Genomic DNA, 17,192 nt, shown 5'->3' on the forward strand with positions numbered 1-17,192 from the left:
TTTGGGTGGATATCTGCCGGAATGGCAGATTTTTAGAACCGATTTCTAATGGATTTAGAACCGGATTACTGGGTGGGGATGCTCCGGATTATGCATTTATTACGCCCAATCTTGGGAGTTTTGGCGGGAAATGACATTATAGATATTACAAATGAGTCAAAAAAATATAATAAGGGAAGGGGGCTATCATGGTAAAGTTTAATAAAGACAATACATTCTCGGTATCTATTGAGGGATGTGATGATACCTATATTGACACAATAAAGGCATTACTTGCCTATATGGGTTATGATGATGGCGATTTTTTGACTAAAAACGAGCGCTATTGTATTAGCAATCTAATAGCATCAATGTTACCAAATCCCGAACAAATAATAAATAGCGAAGATATTGAATTATTGAGGGCGGCAAAGCAGAATAAAGAGGCGGTAAACTCAATTATATCATAATTATTGTATCATCTTGGTTTGAGAGGTAAGTTTTTGCTTACCTCTCATTTTGTTTTATAATTTAGCATTTTCATATCATTTTGTCATATTGAAGAATAGGCGTTTTTCTGTACTTTTGGTTTTGAAACGTTGTACAAGTCGTTTTTGCGATTATATAAGAATTATTGGCCTGAACCTGTAATTATTTTTTTATTTTCTCTATCAGATTGTCTTTTAACCACGAATTATATATTTTACTCAAAGACTTGAGCCTTTTCCAATCCTGTATATTACCTTCTTTATTCAGGGTCACATTGATAATCGTGAGTTTGGTTTTATTCGGGTTTATTTCTATCAACTGGAATTTCACATTTGTCAAGGTGTCTAATACAACCGAATCGCTGTAGTACCGTATTATATTACCTGTCTGGTAATAACCTGCCAGATGCTGGTAGGTGCTGTCATTATCCGGTATTGTTGTGTCCCATGTGCGGAAATTGCAGTCGTAGCCCAGTTGTTTTATTGAGTTGATGACAGAATCTTTAGGCAACTTGATATTGTATGATTCGCCTATAAAGACTGTTCCCTGTGGCATTTCAGTCCACGGACGGAGCACTGAAGTTGAGCAAAACGCACAAAACGCGGTTACAGCCAGGGCATATTTCGACATATTCCTTATTTTTCCCCATTTCGGCACACGAGGGTTACTGCAAGTATTTATCAGGTAATGGCTCAATGGCAATATCAACAGAGCCATATAATCCGAATAATCAATAACCCGATGTATTGTTACAGGCAATATTTGATTTATCAGGCCGATAGCAGGTGTTAATAATGGCAGTTTCCAAAGAATAAACCCTATACCTGTAATCAGCGAAGCATATTTTTTCAACTTGGGTACAAGCGCAGCAAAAAACATGGGAAAAATAAGCAGACCGGCAAAGTCGGAAAGTTTTCCTGTAATAAAATTACCATACTTATATTTTAAATAAAAATCATTTAGGATCAGTAGTATAAGTCCTGTGATAAAATAGGGGTTAAGAATAAGTTCTTTTATTTTCATAGTGTTTTTCCGATAAAAACAGTTAAGCCTCACATTTTGTTAAACGTAAGGCTTACCGAAAAAGTATATGATTTATACCTTATTTATTATGTACGTCAACTTTTTGAGTAGGAGCCAGCTCTGCGTTGCGCTTGTCTACCGACAGTATAAAGTTGTCGGCCAGATGTGCGAATGCCATGCCGGTGATCGTATTCTCGTTGAGGGCTACAGGTACGCCTTTGTCGCCGCCTTCGCAGATGCTCTGCACGATAGGTATCTGCCCCAGAAGCGGTACGTTCATTTCCTCAGCCAGGTTTTTTGCCCCATCTTTGCCGAAGATATAATATTTATTCTCAGGTAGTTCGGCAGGGGTAAACCACGCCATATTTTCCACCAGCCCGAGTATAGGCACATTTACCTTATCGTTGGTAAACATATTGATACCTTTGCGCGCATCGGCAAGTGCTACCTGCTGAGGGGTGCTTACTACCACTGCGCCGGTGATGGCAAGTGTCTGCACCAGTGTGAGGTGTATATCGCTTGTGCCGGGTGGGAAGTCGATAAGGAAATAATCCAGTTCGCCCCAGTTGGCATCCGCTATCAGTTGTTTGAGCGCATTGCCTGCCATGGCGCCCCGCCATACTACAGCATCTTCCTTGTTGACAAAGAAGCCGATAGAAAGCATCTTTACGCCGTACTTCTCTACAGGGACGATGTATTCTTTGCCGTCAATCGGCTCCAGGTACGGGCGTGCTTCTTCCTCATCGAACATCTTAGGAAGGGAGGGGCCGAATATATCGGCATCGAGTAGTCCTACCTTATAGCCTTTGCCGGCAAGGGCTACGGCCAGATTAACCGATACGGTACTCTTTCCTACACCCCCTTTGCCGGAAGATATAGCGATAATGTTTTTTACCTGAGGCAACAGCTTTGCAGGCTGTGGGCGTGCTACCTGCTGCGATTTTACTTCTATGTTTCCTTTTATGTCGATATTCGGATCGGCATAGGTAAGGATAGCTGTTTCGGCAGCCTTTACGATGGATTTGATAAAGGGGTCGTTCGGCTTCTCAAAAAGCAGTGAGAAACTGACTTTCATTCCATCGATGTGAATATCGTCGGACACGAACCCCATTTCCACAATATCTTTCCCTGTACCGGGATAACGCACGTTTCGCAGCGCGTCAAGAATTAATTTAGGGTATATATTTGCCATAATGAGTATCATAACACCCCCCCTCCCAACCTCCTCCAAAAGGGGAGGGGAAGGGCTAAGCCGCGAAGATCACGGAGTGATGTATTTTATTATTAAATTACGAACATTCATTCTTTACTATTTAGAGCCAGTTTAAATTTTAGCGTAAATTTTTATTACAGGTTCAGGTCAATAGTTCTTAGCAATTTTTTTATGCTCTTTTTAGCGTCTATTTGGCTCCGCCGATTTTCAATTCCCTTTTGGGGGAGGTTGGGAGGGGGTGGCTTCTTCCAAAACTCCTGTAATCATCCTTTTCTATTTCTATGTCCGGTTCCATCCAGTTGTCCCTTTGCGGGCATTCAAATTTTATATACTTGATATTTAAACCACGGTTGAGCCATTGTTGTTCATAGAAGGTCTGTATTTTAAGTATATCATCTACCAAATCCGAATGATAAAGGTCATCGGTATGAAAGAGTACAGGTAGTGCATTCTCTTTTACCATCGCACTGGTATAGGTGTACATGAAGTTGCTGTCCGTTTTCAGGTGTATAATGCCCTTATCCGCTAATATATCACGATATAGCTTCATAAAACGGGTAGAAGTCATCCGCTTGTTCACCTTGTTCATCTGCGGGTCGGGGAAGGTTATCCATATCTCGGAGATTTCGCCCGTCGCAAAGAAATGGTTTATCAGTTCGATATGTGTACGCAGGAAAGCGACGTTTGTCATACCCGCTTCGAGCGATTGCTTCGCCCCTGTCCACATGCGAGCGCCTTTTATATCTATCCCTATAAAGTTCTTGTTTGGATAAAGCTTTGCCAGCCCTACCGTATATTCGCCTTTTCCACAGCCCAGTTCGAGTACTATTGGGTTGTCATTTTTGAAGAAAAGTTCGTTCCAGCGGCCTTTCATCCCGAACCCCTTTTCCTGCAATACGGCAAACGGGTATTGGAATACATGCGGGTATTCCTCCATGTTGGCAAATTTGGCGAGTTTATTCTTTCCCATAATTGTGGCCTCTCCAACCTCCCCAGGGGGAGGCTGCAAAGAGGGTATTGGTTAATAATAATTTACTTTTCGTTTTCATTTTTCATTTACTTTTAAGGCTTTGCCTTTTCTCCCCCTTGGGGGAGCCAGAGGGGGCTTTAGAACTGTTGCATATCGCACAATTTCCTGTAATATCCGTTCAGTTCGAACAGTTCGTCGTGGCGTCCGCGTTCCACGATTGCGCCTTCGTGCATCACACATATCTCGTCTGCGTTCTTGATAGTCGACAAGCGGTGAGCGATAACGAGCGTGGTACGGTTTTTCATCAGTTTCTCCAAAGCGTCCTGTACCAGCCGTTCCGATTCGGTGTCGAGAGCCGAAGTAGCCTCATCCAGAATTAATATCTGCGGGTTTTTCAGGATGGCGCGGGCTATGCTGATGCGTTGGCGCTGGCCTCCCGACAGCTTGCCGCCCCGGTCGCCGATGTTGGTGTTGTAACCATCTTCGGTGGCAATGATAAAATCGTGCGCGTTAGCTACTTTGGCGGCTTCTATTACCTGTTCCATCGTAGCGCCTTCCACGCCAAAGGCTATATTGTTGAAAAAAGTGTCGTTGAACAGTATCGCTTCCTGGTTTACATTGCCCATCAGAGAGCGCACATCCTGTACATCGCCATCCTTGATGTTGACATTGTCGATATAAATGCCGCCTTCGTTCACGTCATAAAAGCGTGGCAACAGGTCTGCCATCGTAGATTTACCCGAGCCCGACTGCCCTACAAGGGCTACGGTCTTTCCCTTAGGGATGGTCAGGTTGACGTCTTTGATAACCCAGTGGCTGGTTTCGTATTTGAACCTCACATCCCTGTAGCTGATAGATTCCGTGAATGGTACAGGTTTTGGGTTTGCAGGGTTCTTTATATTGTTTTCGGCAAGCAGTATCTTGTCGATACGTTCTACCGAAGCCATACCTTTCTGGATGGCATAGACAGACTTGGAAAGGTCTTTTGCCGGATTGATAATCAGGTAAAAGATAGTGAGGTAGTATATAAATTTGGATGCGTCCATCGAGCCCGAGCCGTCCAGTATGAGCGTACCTCCAAACCACAGCACACAAACCACGGCTATAGTACCCAGCAGTTCGCTCATAGGGTGCGCCATCTGTTGGCGGCGCGCTATGCGGTTCGACATGTTCCTGAAAATATTGTTGGACGAGTCGAAACGGGATTTCATCTTAGCCTCGGCATTGAATGCCTTCACTATGCGCAATCCGCTAAGAGTCTCTTCTATCTGCGATACCAGTCCGCCCCATTGGTTTTGGGCTTCTACCGATTTGCGTTTGAGGCTTTTGCCCACCTTGCCCATAATGTATCCGGCAACAGGTAGCAGTATGAACACGAATATGGTAAGCTCCCAGCTGATAAAGAGCATTGTACCCAGATAGACAAGGATCATGATCGGGTTTTTGGTTACCATATCCAGCGAGCTCATAACGGAGTTTTCCACTTCGTTTACATCGCCTGTCATACGGGCTATGATATCGCCTTTGCGCTCCCCTGAGAAAAAGCCGAGAGGCAGCGACAGTATTTTATCGTTTATCTGTTTGCGTATGTCACGTACAACGCCGGTGCGCACATCTACGATGAAGTAGGCGCTGAGGAATACGGCTCCGGTTTTCAGTATGGTCATGATGATGAGTACCGCTCCAAGCCCCAGCAATACAGCCCCCCCCGAATATACGCCCATCATTTCGGAAAGGTATGCATAGAAGTTGTTTTCCAACACCTTAAAGTCGATCATACTCCCGATACTTGATGTATCTACAGGCATATACTCATATACTTTTTCGTCTACCCTGAACAGGATGCGAAGGATGGGTACGATCAGCGCAAAGGAAAATACGTTGAGGATAGCACTGAGTACATTGAAGAAGAAATTCAGCCCAACCTGCCTTTTGTATGGCGGTACAAATCGTTTTATTAGTATTATAAAGTCTTTCATCAGAAAGTTTTTGGTAATAAATATTCCGGCTTTTGCCCGGCGAAAAACGGTCGCAAGTTAGCCATAATTCTTTATTTAAAGAATAACATCAGGGTATTTTAGGGAGGCGGCGGCATCATTTATAATATTTTTCACTATTGTATAGATTTATTTTATCGTATGCGCTAGTGAGAGATGCGGATGCCTGTGGGGGCAACCCTTGTGATTGCCTGAAGATATGACAAACGGGCAGGGACAAGCCCGGCCTCTATATGCAGTTAAGGGCAGAATCAGAAAATGATAATGCATTTGTTTTATTTTCTGTTATATTTGATGGTTATTATGCCAAAATGTCAAAAATGTGAAGAATTCGGGTGTTATCCCAAATAGTTTTCTAATTTTGTATCAATAAATGATGTGTGAATGGTTAACCCTGTAAATCTAACGTTCAATAGTTTTTATACAAAATACTATAACCGTTTCGTACGTTTTGCCAACAGCTATGTAAGGAATATGGATGCGGCAGAGGATTTTACGACCGAGGCCTTTATGGTCTATTGGGGCAACAAAGACAGCCTGGCTCCCGATTCCAATATCGAAGCATATATACTGACCGTTATTAAAAACAAATGCCTGAATTACCTGAAACAGGAAGAAAGGCGCAAAGTGATCGTTACCGATATAAGCGATTACGCGCAGTGGGAACTGGATTTGCGTATCAGCACACTCGAAGCCTGCGACCCCGACGAGGTGTTTTCCGAAGAGATACAACGGATAGTGAACGAGACTCTGGCAAAGCTGCCGAAGCAGACACTGGATATATTTGTACAAAGCCGTTATAAAGAAAAACCGCATAAGGAAATCGCCGAAATGTTCAATATTACGACCAAAGGGGTTGAATATCATATTTCGAAGGCTTTGAGCGTCTTACGTCTAAATCTGAAAGATTATCTGCCTGCATGGACAGCCCTTTTCTTCATCTTAAATAAATAGCTTCTTTGATTTTAATATTTGTTAACATTGTTTTGGCTAGGGATTCCTTCCTTTAGGTTGTTATACCTATATACGATAATAAAAAAGCTTTAAATACTTTAAATAAATAGATGGCAAATAACGAGAAGATTGGTTCGGAAATATTGTACAGGTTCTTTGATGGATTGACAACGGACAAAGAAAATCATGAAATCAGGGAATGGGTTGAAGCATCTCCTCAAAACAGGAAACATCTACACGAAGAAAGGAAGCTTTTCGATGCGCTGGTTTTACTCCACGACGGGTCTGATGAAATTTCATCAGCAGATACTGTGTCCGAAGCTCCTGCCAGAGGAAGGAAACGGATATTACAGGGCGCCTTTATGAGAGTAGCCGCAGTGGTGGCTATTTTGCTTATGAGCGGTCTGCTGTATATGCAGATAAAGAACGCGGGGGAAGATTACGGCATGCAGACTATCAATGTGCCTGCCGGGCAGTATGTGAACCTTTCGTTGCCCGATGGTACAAATATCTGGCTGAATGCCCGTACCAAAATCGAATATCCGGTCTCCTTCAACAAGAAGGAACGTATTGTCAAGCTTGACGGGCAAGCGTATTTCGAAGTGGCGCACGATGAAGATGTACCATTTATAGTGCAAACGGCGAAAGGAAATGTAAGAGTGCTGGGTACAAAGTTCGATGTAATGGCATACGCCAACGAAGACCGCTTTGAGACTACCCTGATGGACGGCAAGGTAAAGGTAGACCTGGCACCTGATGCAGGGCAGTCGCTCGTCCTCAGCCCCAATACAAAGTCGTACCTCAAAGACGGAAAACTGGAAGTAACCGGCATCGACGACTATGACATCTATCGCTGGAAGGAAGGGCTGATATGTTTCAATGACGCCTCTTTCGAAGATATAATGGGGAGCTTTGAAAAAACATACGGGCCTAAGATCATCGTGGAAAATACACGGGTCAATAAATATTCATATACCGGGAAGTTCCGCTTCGTAGATGGCATAGACTATGCGCTGCGGGTACTTCAGAAGGATATCAAGTTCACTTATGAACGGGATTTGGAAAATCACACAATCTATATTAAGTAGAATCTAAAAACCATAAAAGTACAGCCTATGAAAAATACGTAACACAGTCACAAAAAAAAGCGCCAAAAAATGCGGCAACATTTCTTGGCACTCGAAATCAATACAAGTTTTAGGTAAAAAAAGAGTATTAATCTCATTAACAAAACAAATCTATGAAAAATAATGATTTGAAGGATGTTTTTTGGAAAAAATATCCGGAATTTAAACAATTGATTAGGATCATGAGGGTTTTTATTTTATGTCTATTATGCAGCATACAGTTTATATTTGCTGAAAACTCTTTCTCTCAGAACGCAAGAGTGACAATGAACCTGAAGAATGTTCAATTAGCTAAAGTGCTGAGCGAAATTGAAAATCAAACCAATTATTTATTTATCTATAATAATCAGGTAGCGGTAAACCACACCACTTCCGTAAATGTAAAAAACACACCTACATCGGAAGTACTCGACCGTGTATTGAAAAATACGAATATCAGTTACAGTATGGAAGGTTCTCACATCATTCTTTCGGCAGGCGCCGGAGTCAAGGATGCGAATGCCGTTCAGCAGGACAGGCTGGTAACAGGTACTATCAAGGACAAGGCCGGTGAACCGCTTATCGGTGTAAGCGTTGCCGTCAAAGGTACTACTACCGGTACAATGACGGATGTAGACGGGAATTTCTCGCTGCGTGTACCCGAAGGGAAACAGATAGAGATAACATATATAGGGTATGTTGCCCAAACCATTAACCCTGCAAACCAGTCGTCATTCGACATCGTATTGCTCGAGAGCGATGTCAATCTGGACGAGGTAGTGGTTACAGCCTTAGGTATCAAGAGAGCGCAAAAGGCATTGAGCTACAATGTGCAGGAGATAAAAGGCGACGAACTGACAGGTGTAAAAGATGTGAACCTGATGAACTCGCTTTCGGGTAAAGTAGCCGGTGTGAACATCAACGCCTCTGCTGCCGGTATCGGTGGGGCTACCCGTGTGGTAATGCGTGGTACAAAATCGATAACAAAAGACAATAACGCGCTGTACGTGATAGATGGTGTGCCTATCTTCAATGCCAACAACGGAGGCCTGAGCCAGAATAATGAGTATGCCGACCAGCCGAGAGGAGAGGGGATTGCCGACCTCAACCCGGATGATATAGAAAGCATGTCGGTGCTGACAGGACCTGCCGCTGCCGCCCTTTACGGTTCGAACGCGGCTAACGGTGCCATCGTTATCACCACCAAAAAAGGCGCTACAGGCAAACCGAAAGTGACGATTTCTAACCAGACCACATTCTCGCGTCCGTTCGTGATGCCTGAGTTCCAGAACAAATACGGGAACAGGACAGGAGAATATAAGAGCTGGGGCGAAGCACAAAACAAATATGCGTACAACCCTTCCGACTTCTTCGAAACCGGAGCTACTACACAGACGTCGGCAACCTTGTCGGTGGGTACGGACAAGAACCAGACATACATGTCGTTAGGCGCTACAAACGCAAACGGTATACTTCCTGAAAATGATTACAGTAAATATAACGTTACACTGAGGAATACGACTAAATTTCTGAACGATAAGATGACGCTCGACTTTGGCTTTAGCTATATCAAGCAAAAAGACAAAAACATGATGGCTCAGGGGCAGTACTACAATCCGCTGGTGCCGGTGTATACATTCCCGAGGGGCGAGGATTTCAGCTCTGTAAAGAATTTTGAAGCCTATGACGAAGCACTGGGCTACAACACACAGCAATGGAAGTGGGGCGACCAGGGGCTTTCTATGCAAAACCCGTATTGGGTGCTTAACCGCAATAAGATGACCAACAAGCGCGACCGTTACATGATGAACGTAAACCTGCAGTACGATATACTCGACTGGCTGAATGTAATGGGACGAGCACGCCTCGATAATTCACATAACAATTTTGCGCAGAAGAACTATGCTTCTACATATCAGTTGTTTGCATCCGAAACAGGACGTTACAAGTCCACCAAGGAAGATTACAAACAGGTGTATGCCGATTTGTTGCTGAACATCAATAAGTACTTTGGCGACTACTCTCTGTCGGCCAATATAGGTACCAGCATATCCGATATGCGCTCCGACGAATCGGGCGTGGACGGAGCTGCACTGAAGATCCCAAACTTCTTCGCATTGACGAATATAGATAAAGACGCTCCTAAAACCAAGCTGATACAAAGCGGCTGGCACGAACAGACCCAATCGGTATTCGCCAACCTCGAACTGGGCTGGAAGAGCATGTTGTACCTCACACTGACAGGGCGTAACGACTGGGCTTCCGCTCTGGCCAATACAAGCAACAGTTCGTTCTTCTACCCGTCGGTAGGTCTGTCGGGAGTAATCTCCGAGATGGTAACGTTGCCTAGCTTCATTTCGTATATGAAAGTACGCGGTTCGTATTCATCGGTAGGTTCGGCCATTCCCCGCAACCTTTCTATCCCGACATACGAATACGACGAACAGGGTGGTTTCTGGAAAACCAATACATATATGCCGATAACAGACCTCAAACCTGAACGTACAGGTTCGTGGGAAGCCGGATTGAGCACCAAATTCTGGGGAAACAGGCTGAGCCTGGATTTCACATGGTACAAATCTAATACAAAGAACCAGACACTCGAAGTTCCCGTATCGGCATCTACAGGATATACATCGATGTATATACAGACAGGGGATGTACAGAATCAGGGGCTTGAAATCACTTTAGGCGCGGACAACAGATGGGGCAACTTTAGCTGGAACTCTACTTTCACAGCAAGTTACAACAAGAATACAATCAAGGAACTGGGTAAATATAAAGACCCCGTTACAGGCGAAATGGTCACGCTGGAATATGTTAGCCAGGGAGGAATCGGTTCATCCGAGTTCCGTCTGATGAAAGATGGTACAATGGGCGACCTTTGGGTAAAGAAAGCGATCAAATACAACGAAGACGGCTCTGTTGCCCTGAACGAAAAGGGAGAACCTATTCTGGACAATGTAATGGAAAAAGCAGGTTCTGTGCTTCCTAAATGGAACTTAGGTTTCAGGAACGATTTCAGATGGAAAGACTTCAACTTCGGATTCCTTATCTCGGCACGCTTAGGCGGCATCGTGATGTCTCCTACACAGGCTATACTCGATGGTTACGGCGTATCTGAGGCTACAGCCGACGCGCGCAACAGAGGCGGTGTCCTCATCGGCGGTACAACCATCGGCGCCGAACAGTATTATACAGCTACAGGGCAAACCGAAGGACTATTGTCAGACTATGTTTACAAAGCTACAAACGTTCGTTTGCAGGAAGTAAGCGTAGGTTACGACCTGCCAAGCAGATGGTTTAACGATGTGATGAAGGTAAATGTATCATTCGTAGGACGCAACTTGTGGATGATATACAATAAGGCTCCGTTCGATCCCGAAGCGACAGCTTCTACAGGAACGTATTTCCAGGGTATCGACTACTTTATGCAACCAAGCCTCCGCAATCTGGGATTCAGTGTGAAGGTACAGTTCTAACCACATTAAAAGCTAAAATTATGAACAACAATATATTTAGAAAGATAAAAACAGTATTGGCCTCAACCCTGCTATGCGCACTGTTTCTGGTATCATGTACCAACAACTTTGAAGACATGAACCGAAATCCCGGACAGCCTACCGACGATGAAATAATGGAAGGCCTTTATAAGCTGGGCGCGTTTTTCCCTCAAATGCTGAACTACGCGTACCCTGCACAGGAAAACGCGTACCAGATGGGGCAAAACCTCATCGGCGACCCTTATGGACGTTATCTGTCCATCGCGAATACATGGTCGTCCAACTTCTCTACTTTCAACGCACCTACAGGATGGATCAATTCCCCGTTCAACGATGCCTTCGAAAAAGTATACGGAGGATGGACTCAGGTAAAAGACCAGACAGGCGGCGAAGGCCCTCTGTATGCGTGGGCGCAGATTATCCGTGTAACGGCTATGCAGCGTATAACAGACCTGTACGGCCCTATACCCTACTCTAAGGTAGGGGCAAGCAGCCTGGGATCGCCATACGACAGCCAGGAAGATGTGTATAAGAATATGTTCTCGGACTTGGATATGGCTATCGACGAACTGACGACTTTCGTTGGCGAGAATCCTGATTATAACGCAATGGCTAAGTTCGACAAAGTATACAGCGGTAATTTTACCAAATGGATAAAATACGCCAACTCGCTGAAGCTGCGTATGGCTCTGCGTATCGTATATGCCGACCCTACACTGGCTAAACAGAAAGCGGAAGAAGCTGTAAGCCATCCTATCGGGGTCATTACAGACAATAACGATAATACCCAGAACGCATTCCCTCAAAATCCGATATGGACGATGAGTACATCGTGGGGCGACTCCCGCGCTTGTGCCGACATCATCGCTTATATGGACGGATACAACGACCCGCGTTTGCCTCAGTATTTCAGCAAGAGTCAGGTTGCCGGCGGCCCTGAATATCTGGGACTAAGGACAGGTATCTCTGTCCCCGGTAAAGACTGGGCTGACAGGTATTCGTCTACAACGTACACTCAGACAGCCCCTACCCTGTGGATGCCTGCGTCCGAAGTAGCGTTTCTCAAAGCTGAAGGTGCTCTCAGAGGCTGGAGTATGGGCGGCACGGCAAAAGACCTGTACGAAGAAGGTATTAATCTGTCATTCGCGCAATGGTCTGCCAGCGGAGCCGATGCATATATCGAAGACGACCATAGCAAGCCCGGCGACTACAACGACCCTGACGCCGAACTGGCTGCAAAGGCTATAAGTACCATCACTATCAAATGGGATGATGCAGACCCGTTCGAAACTAAACTGGAACGCCTGATAACTCAAAAATGGATAGCGATGTATCCGCTTGGCACAGAGGCATGGAGCGAACAACGCCGTACAGGTTATCCTCATTTCTTCCCGGTATTGGTTAACGCCGGCGATGATGTCAACCTGAAAACAAGGCTTGCTTTACGTATTCCGTTCCCACCGGATGAAGCGAACAATAACAAGCAGAATTACGACGAAGCGGTAAAACTGCTCGGCGGGACAGATAACTACAGTACAAAACTGTGGTGGGATAAGAATCCGAATAAAGGATGGTAATCCCTCAGCGGTTTATCAGAATATAATAAATGCCCTTAACTTTTTTGGAAATGAAAGTATAACGACCGTTCCAAAATGATTACAGGCAGCAAGGTTTTATCTTTGCTGCCTGTTTTTTATCAGTTGATACAGGATGGAGTGCAAAGTATACGGTATTTGATGAGCTTTTTCCGGTAGGGGAGAATGTATAGAACCTTTTTGTGTCGTTTATCCACGCTCCTTTCCGGAAATCAAAATATTCATTATAAACAATCCGGCGCGAATAGGGTTCCGTTATTTCCGAACTGGCAGAAAATATACCTGTTTTCCATTGCAAGGTAAGTCCTTCTTTCAGTTTACTGCCTGAGTAGCTGTATGACGTCTCCCTGATTTTATTCCACACGTCATCGGCTGAATATACATTTGTCATTTGCAATATGAGATTTTGAGCCTTTTTTCGTAGATTTACCACATAAGAGCGTCATAAGCTATGAATAAACTACTGATTACACTCGCTTTGCTACTATCTGTACTCTGCGCCTGCGCGCAACGGGGTACGATTTTCATTGTAGAGAAATACAAAAACGATACGCTGGGCTTTATCCCCTTGCTCACCAAGGGCGGAATAATAGATTCCATCACTCCGAATAAGGAATATGTAAGGTGGGAATTGAACAATACGTTTGGCAACCTGCAACGGTTTCCTAAGCCCGACAAACCTTTACCCGACACTTTTGTGTCAACGACGCTGGTCGCAAACAAAGGTTTCCAGCAGATATGCCCGCCCTCTGTGTGCACGGTGTATATGTCGGCACAGAAAGCAAACCACGCCACATTGCACATAGATGACGACAGCAGCCTGAATGAATTCCTCGGCAGGTACGACAATATATATAATGCCTGCCTGCGCCTCTACCTTTACACCGGCTATTACCTGGACGATACTGTATATAAGCCTGTAGAAAACGGATTCCTCATCAGGGGCAAAGAGCGTTATATGACAGATATGGTATCCCGCGACATGCCAACAAGGAATTTATTCTATACGCGAACCCACTTTGTAGGGTATGACGGTACGGTGGTAAATGTGAGCAATATCTATCATCCGGCAGTATACAGGGCGCCTCGTCCGGTGGATGTAACCATTAGCGCATGGATACAAAGCATAGAAATACCGTGCGACTCTACATTTGTGGAAATAAATGACTCCACACAGTTTACAGGCAAATACCTGCCCACATTCCCCGGCGGTATCAAAGAGTTCGAAAAAGATATGGAAAACAACTTACGGGTACCTCGCGCGTGCTGGGAAAACGGGATGGAGGGCACTACCGTAGCCGAATTTGTGATAGGCGAAGACGGGTTGAGCCACGATGTGAGAATAATACGCGGCATAGACCCGGCAATGGATAAAAATGTAAAGTGGGTGCTCGAAAAAGGATGTAACTACAGGCGTTATCCTGCCGAACGCAAAGGCAAGAGTGTACCCGCAGTGGTCAGAGTAGCCATTAAGAGCCTGTTTAAATTTTAGCGAAAATTTTTATTACAGGTTCAGGTCAATAGTTCTTAGCAATTTTTTTATGCTCTTTTTAGCGTATTTTCCCCTTTTTACTAGTAGGTTTAGCCCGCTAAACCTACTAGTAAAAATGAGAAAATCCATCTAAAAATAGCTATAAAAAAGATTTGCTATAAAATTTAAACAGACTCTAAAATTAAATTAATTTACTGGTAATTATTAGAGTTTATATTCAATGCGAATCAAGGGTTAAATGTGCTGTTTTTTGTCCCTTTAGGGACTGAATGTTGGTAGAATTTAACCAGTTAATTGCGTGCCGTCAGGTACGCAATATCTACAGAACAATTCACATTTTGTACCTGACGGCACAAAAAACGAATTTCATTCATGTTTCTACCAATATGATGTGCCTAACGGCACAATTAACCCTTGATTCGCATATTCAATAAAAGAGTAAGATGCATATTTTTAGGAGTTTTAGTTGCCCCGACTTTCAAGTCGTGGATAATAATACAGATAGAAAACGACTTTAGTCAAAACATTTTGGCTAAAGCCATTATCTGATTAGACTATTATCCTCCAGCTAAAGCAGGAGGCAATTAAATCACAGAGAATAAACCATATATAATCTTATTGAATATGCGAATCAAGGGTTGCTTTGGGTTGCAGTATACTATTATAAATCAATCTTCTGTTTTGCAGTCAGGGTTCTAAGTCCACGAAGTGGGCTAATATGGATAACTACGGGTAAAACCCGTGGAAAAAGTGGCTAGGGAGAGGCCGTCTCCGTAGGAGGCGAATGGCATTTGTTTTTACTATTTGCCTCCTACGGAGACATATTCTTCAGTCAGTTCCTGCCACGGGTTTTACCCGTGGTTATCCACCTTCAGTCCCTTCGGGACAATAAGTTACTGTGCTTTTTAACCCTTGATTCGCATATATAAGAGGCTTTTGGTTACACTGAGGTATATTTCCCCGGTGTACCTCAGTGTCATTTCGGAGAAACTCGGTGTGATAATTCTATTGGCATTCAATTATAAAACTTGTAGGTTAAGCGCCTAAAAAATAAGCGTTTCAGGCCATCGGATGGAAATATGACTTTTTATATGTTAAATAAAATAACAATTCGCTGATTGATTGAATTTTAAATAAATGAATATGAAATAAAAATATGACTTTTTTCTTCTTTTATACCCCGTTTTAAGCTTATTTTAAGGCCAAATAAGCTAAAACAACCATCTGTATAATAGGATGATAACAAATAAATTATATATATTTGAATAACTAAATGACGATACTTGCAGTGAACGACGTTATTAATCAGATTCCCGGTACTGTTTTTCTTGTTGGATGAGGATGGATATAGGAAAAAGCAAATACATATCCGACTACGACCATTACGAACTGGTGCTGAAAAAAGTAATATCTGTAAAAAGGCAGTTATGGATTGGCACAGCAGACATCAAAGACCTGTACTTCAAGCAGGGAAGCAGTAGTGTCCCATTTCTGAAAATACTTTCCGATCTGGTAAAGCGTGGTGTAGAAATACGCCTGATACATGCCAAAGAACCCGGCCCGAACTTCAGGGCTGACTTTGACAAATATCCACTGTTGGTACACGGACTCGAACGAGCTCTATGTCCGCGTGTACACTTTAAAATGATGATATTCGACCTTGAATCGGCATACATAGGCTCAGCCAACCTTACAGGCGCGGGTATCGGTATGAAGGGGAAGGATGCCCGAAACTTCGAAGCCGGAATACTTACTTCCGACCCTGTACTTCTCCAAGGCGCCATCTCTCAATTCGATGCCGTTTGGATCGGGCAATTTTGCGGCAAATGCAGGCGGAAGGAATTTTGTGGGGACAAAATAAGATAAAAATATTAGATATTATATTGAATAGAATGGTATTTGTTTGATTATTTGTGGATTACATACTGATAACTTTGTGTGGCTATGGTTAGCCTGCCCTTATATGCATAATATCTATACCGAAGGTGTGTCAGAAGTCAAATAAGGGTAATTTCCATTGCGGGATTTGCTCGCAATCCACTTATAATCAGACTGGTTTTGGGGTGGCGTGTTAGGTGCGGAATGACAGGCTTTTGCCCGCCCTTGCGGATGCTGTATTTATAATTGATTGTAAATGAGTAATATCTGGTTTATTCGATATAAACTCTATTCAACTAATATAAACAAACCGGCAGAGAATACAAAATGTAAAAGCCGGCACAAAACGATATAACAGGATAATATTTATTGCAAACATTCAAAATGCTGCACATGAGTACACTAAACTATTTATTACTTATAGCATTCCCGCTCTTCGCTGTTTTTTTTCTTTTTGCAGGATGGAAAAATATAAAAATACTGATAGATGACTGGGAGCATATAAAGTATAAGACAGTCCTTGGCAGGTTCTTTTACATAGCCGGATTTGTAAGCGGCGCGCTGCTCTTTACGGTTCTGGGTTTTACATTCTTATATTTTCTGTATATAACTACTTCCGAGCCGTATCTTTTTCTGGAGTAAGCGATCTTATATGCCCTTCTGCCCGGGCAGCCGGCACCCGTGCTTTCGGTATCCCTGCCCTTTTTTGATATTTTATGTTTTGTGAAAAGTCACATGTCTCCGTGTTTAAGTGGTTTGTAGCCAATGTGTTGTTTTGTTGTTTGCGGATAAAAAGTCATATCGGGTTAAAATACAAAATTTTGAATAAATCTTATAATTAGTCGCTCCTTAAAAAGCATATAATAAGTTATTTTCCAGTAAATTACACCTTTGATTGTTTGCTTAATATTGCAGAATTTCGTATCTTGAAGTCCTAAAAGCTTGCAAAAAATGATAGGAAAATCACCGGATCAAAGTCAGGGCGACTTGTTT

At 43.4% G+C, this 17,192-nt stretch carries 13 protein-coding genes; 8 read left to right on the plus strand and 5 right to left on the minus strand.

Annotated elements, in window-relative coordinates:
* The first annotated feature begins 188 nt into the window (after positions 1–188).
* A complete protein-coding gene (locus D0T84_RS18295; RefSeq protein WP_163309301.1) occupies positions 189–449 on the plus strand; it encodes a hypothetical protein in 261 nt (86 codons plus the stop codon).
* A 181-nt stretch (positions 450–630) separates the two neighbouring features.
* On the opposite strand, the gene D0T84_RS18300 is transcribed toward D0T84_RS18295, so the two are convergent.
* The 4 genes from D0T84_RS18300 to D0T84_RS18315 form a co-directional block, all read right to left on the minus strand.
* Positions 631–1,491 (minus strand): hypothetical protein, encoded by an 861-nt coding sequence (locus tag D0T84_RS18300; protein WP_163309302.1) that lies wholly within the window; start codon positions 1,489–1,491, stop codon positions 631–633.
* A gap of 79 nt (positions 1,492–1,570) precedes the next feature.
* On the minus strand, positions 1,571–2,683 hold the full coding sequence (locus tag D0T84_RS18305) for an Mrp/NBP35 family ATP-binding protein (RefSeq protein ID WP_163309303.1): 1,113 nt from the start codon (positions 2,681–2,683) through the stop codon (positions 1,571–1,573).
* A 208-nt stretch (positions 2,684–2,891) separates the two neighbouring features.
* Positions 2,892–3,674, minus strand: a complete 783-nt coding sequence (gene trmB, locus D0T84_RS18310; RefSeq protein ID WP_163309304.1) for a tRNA (guanosine(46)-N7)-methyltransferase TrmB — start codon at positions 3,672–3,674, stop codon at positions 2,892–2,894.
* 137 nt (positions 3,675–3,811) lie between these two features.
* The gene (locus D0T84_RS18315) at positions 3,812–5,653 is read right to left on the minus strand and encodes an ABC transporter ATP-binding protein (protein ID WP_163309305.1); all 1,842 of its coding nucleotides are present in this window, start codon (positions 5,651–5,653) and stop codon (positions 3,812–3,814) included.
* A gap of 402 nt (positions 5,654–6,055) precedes the next feature.
* Here D0T84_RS18315 and D0T84_RS18320 point away from each other — a divergent pair, with 402 nt between their 5' ends.
* From D0T84_RS18320 to D0T84_RS18335, 4 genes are all read left to right on the plus strand, one after another.
* Positions 6,056–6,625, plus strand: a complete 570-nt coding sequence (locus D0T84_RS18320; protein ID WP_163309306.1) for an RNA polymerase sigma-70 factor — start codon at positions 6,056–6,058, stop codon at positions 6,623–6,625.
* A gap of 128 nt (positions 6,626–6,753) precedes the next feature.
* Positions 6,754–7,713 carry a FecR domain-containing protein gene (locus D0T84_RS18325; RefSeq protein WP_163309312.1) on the plus strand — a complete coding sequence of 320 codons (960 nt, stop codon included), beginning with the start codon at positions 6,754–6,756 and terminating at the stop codon, positions 7,711–7,713.
* Positions 7,714–7,934: 221 nt separating this feature from the next.
* Positions 7,935–11,213 (plus strand): TonB-dependent receptor, encoded by a 3,279-nt coding sequence (locus D0T84_RS18330; RefSeq protein WP_370525523.1) that lies wholly within the window; start codon positions 7,935–7,937, stop codon positions 11,211–11,213.
* Positions 11,214–11,233: 20 nt separating this feature from the next.
* Positions 11,234–12,811 carry a RagB/SusD family nutrient uptake outer membrane protein gene (locus D0T84_RS18335; protein ID WP_163309308.1) on the plus strand — a complete coding sequence of 526 codons (1,578 nt, stop codon included), beginning with the start codon at positions 11,234–11,236 and terminating at the stop codon, positions 12,809–12,811.
* A gap of 79 nt (positions 12,812–12,890) precedes the next feature.
* Here D0T84_RS18335 and D0T84_RS18340 read toward each other — a convergent pair whose 3' ends face one another.
* Positions 12,891–13,220 (minus strand): hypothetical protein, encoded by a 330-nt coding sequence (locus D0T84_RS18340; RefSeq protein ID WP_163309309.1) that lies wholly within the window; start codon positions 13,218–13,220, stop codon positions 12,891–12,893.
* Positions 13,221–13,280: 60 nt separating this feature from the next.
* Here D0T84_RS18340 and D0T84_RS18345 point away from each other — a divergent pair, with 60 nt between their 5' ends.
* The 3 genes from D0T84_RS18345 to D0T84_RS18355 all read left to right on the plus strand — a co-directional run bounded on the left by D0T84_RS18345 (position 13,281) and on the right by D0T84_RS18355 (position 16,841).
* Positions 13,281–14,321 carry an energy transducer TonB gene (locus D0T84_RS18345; protein ID WP_163309310.1) on the plus strand — a complete coding sequence of 347 codons (1,041 nt, stop codon included), beginning with the start codon at positions 13,281–13,283 and terminating at the stop codon, positions 14,319–14,321.
* A gap of 1,341 nt (positions 14,322–15,662) precedes the next feature.
* On the plus strand, positions 15,663–16,187 hold the full coding sequence (locus D0T84_RS18350; protein ID WP_163309313.1) for a phospholipase D-like domain-containing protein: 525 nt from the start codon (positions 15,663–15,665) through the stop codon (positions 16,185–16,187).
* A gap of 405 nt (positions 16,188–16,592) precedes the next feature.
* Positions 16,593–16,841 carry a hypothetical protein gene (locus tag D0T84_RS18355; RefSeq protein WP_163309311.1) on the plus strand — a complete coding sequence of 83 codons (249 nt, stop codon included), beginning with the start codon at positions 16,593–16,595 and terminating at the stop codon, positions 16,839–16,841.
* Positions 16,842–17,192: the final 351 nt, after the last annotated feature.

The sequence above is a fragment of the Dysgonomonas sp. 521 genome (assembly GCF_010501055.1).
GTDB lineage: Bacteria > Bacteroidota > Bacteroidia > Bacteroidales > Dysgonomonadaceae > Dysgonomonas.

Coding starts and splice junctions, on each gene's coding strand:
- D0T84_RS18315 (WP_163309305.1), bottom strand. CDS start 5,653: ATGAAAGACTTTATAATACTAATAAAACGATTTGTACCGCCATACAAA.
- D0T84_RS18335 (WP_163309308.1), top strand. CDS start 11,234: ATGAACAACAATATATTTAGAAAGATAAAAACAGTATTGGCCTCAACC.
- D0T84_RS18295 (WP_163309301.1), top strand. CDS start 189: ATGGTAAAGTTTAATAAAGACAATACATTCTCGGTATCTATTGAGGGA.
- D0T84_RS18300 (WP_163309302.1), bottom strand. CDS start 1,491: ATGAAAATAAAAGAACTTATTCTTAACCCCTATTTTATCACAGGACTT.
- D0T84_RS18345 (WP_163309310.1), top strand. CDS start 13,281: ATGAATAAACTACTGATTACACTCGCTTTGCTACTATCTGTACTCTGC.
- D0T84_RS18330 (WP_370525523.1), top strand. CDS start 7,935: ATGAGGGTTTTTATTTTATGTCTATTATGCAGCATACAGTTTATATTT.
- D0T84_RS18305 (WP_163309303.1), bottom strand. CDS start 2,683: ATGGCAAATATATACCCTAAATTAATTCTTGACGCGCTGCGAAACGTG.
- trmB (WP_163309304.1), bottom strand. CDS start 3,674: ATGGGAAAGAATAAACTCGCCAAATTTGCCAACATGGAGGAATACCCG.
- D0T84_RS18350 (WP_163309313.1), top strand. CDS start 15,663: ATGGATATAGGAAAAAGCAAATACATATCCGACTACGACCATTACGAA.
- D0T84_RS18340 (WP_163309309.1), bottom strand. CDS start 13,220: ATGACAAATGTATATTCAGCCGATGACGTGTGGAATAAAATCAGGGAG.
- D0T84_RS18355 (WP_163309311.1), top strand. CDS start 16,593: ATGAGTACACTAAACTATTTATTACTTATAGCATTCCCGCTCTTCGCT.
- D0T84_RS18320 (WP_163309306.1), top strand. CDS start 6,056: ATGGTTAACCCTGTAAATCTAACGTTCAATAGTTTTTATACAAAATAC.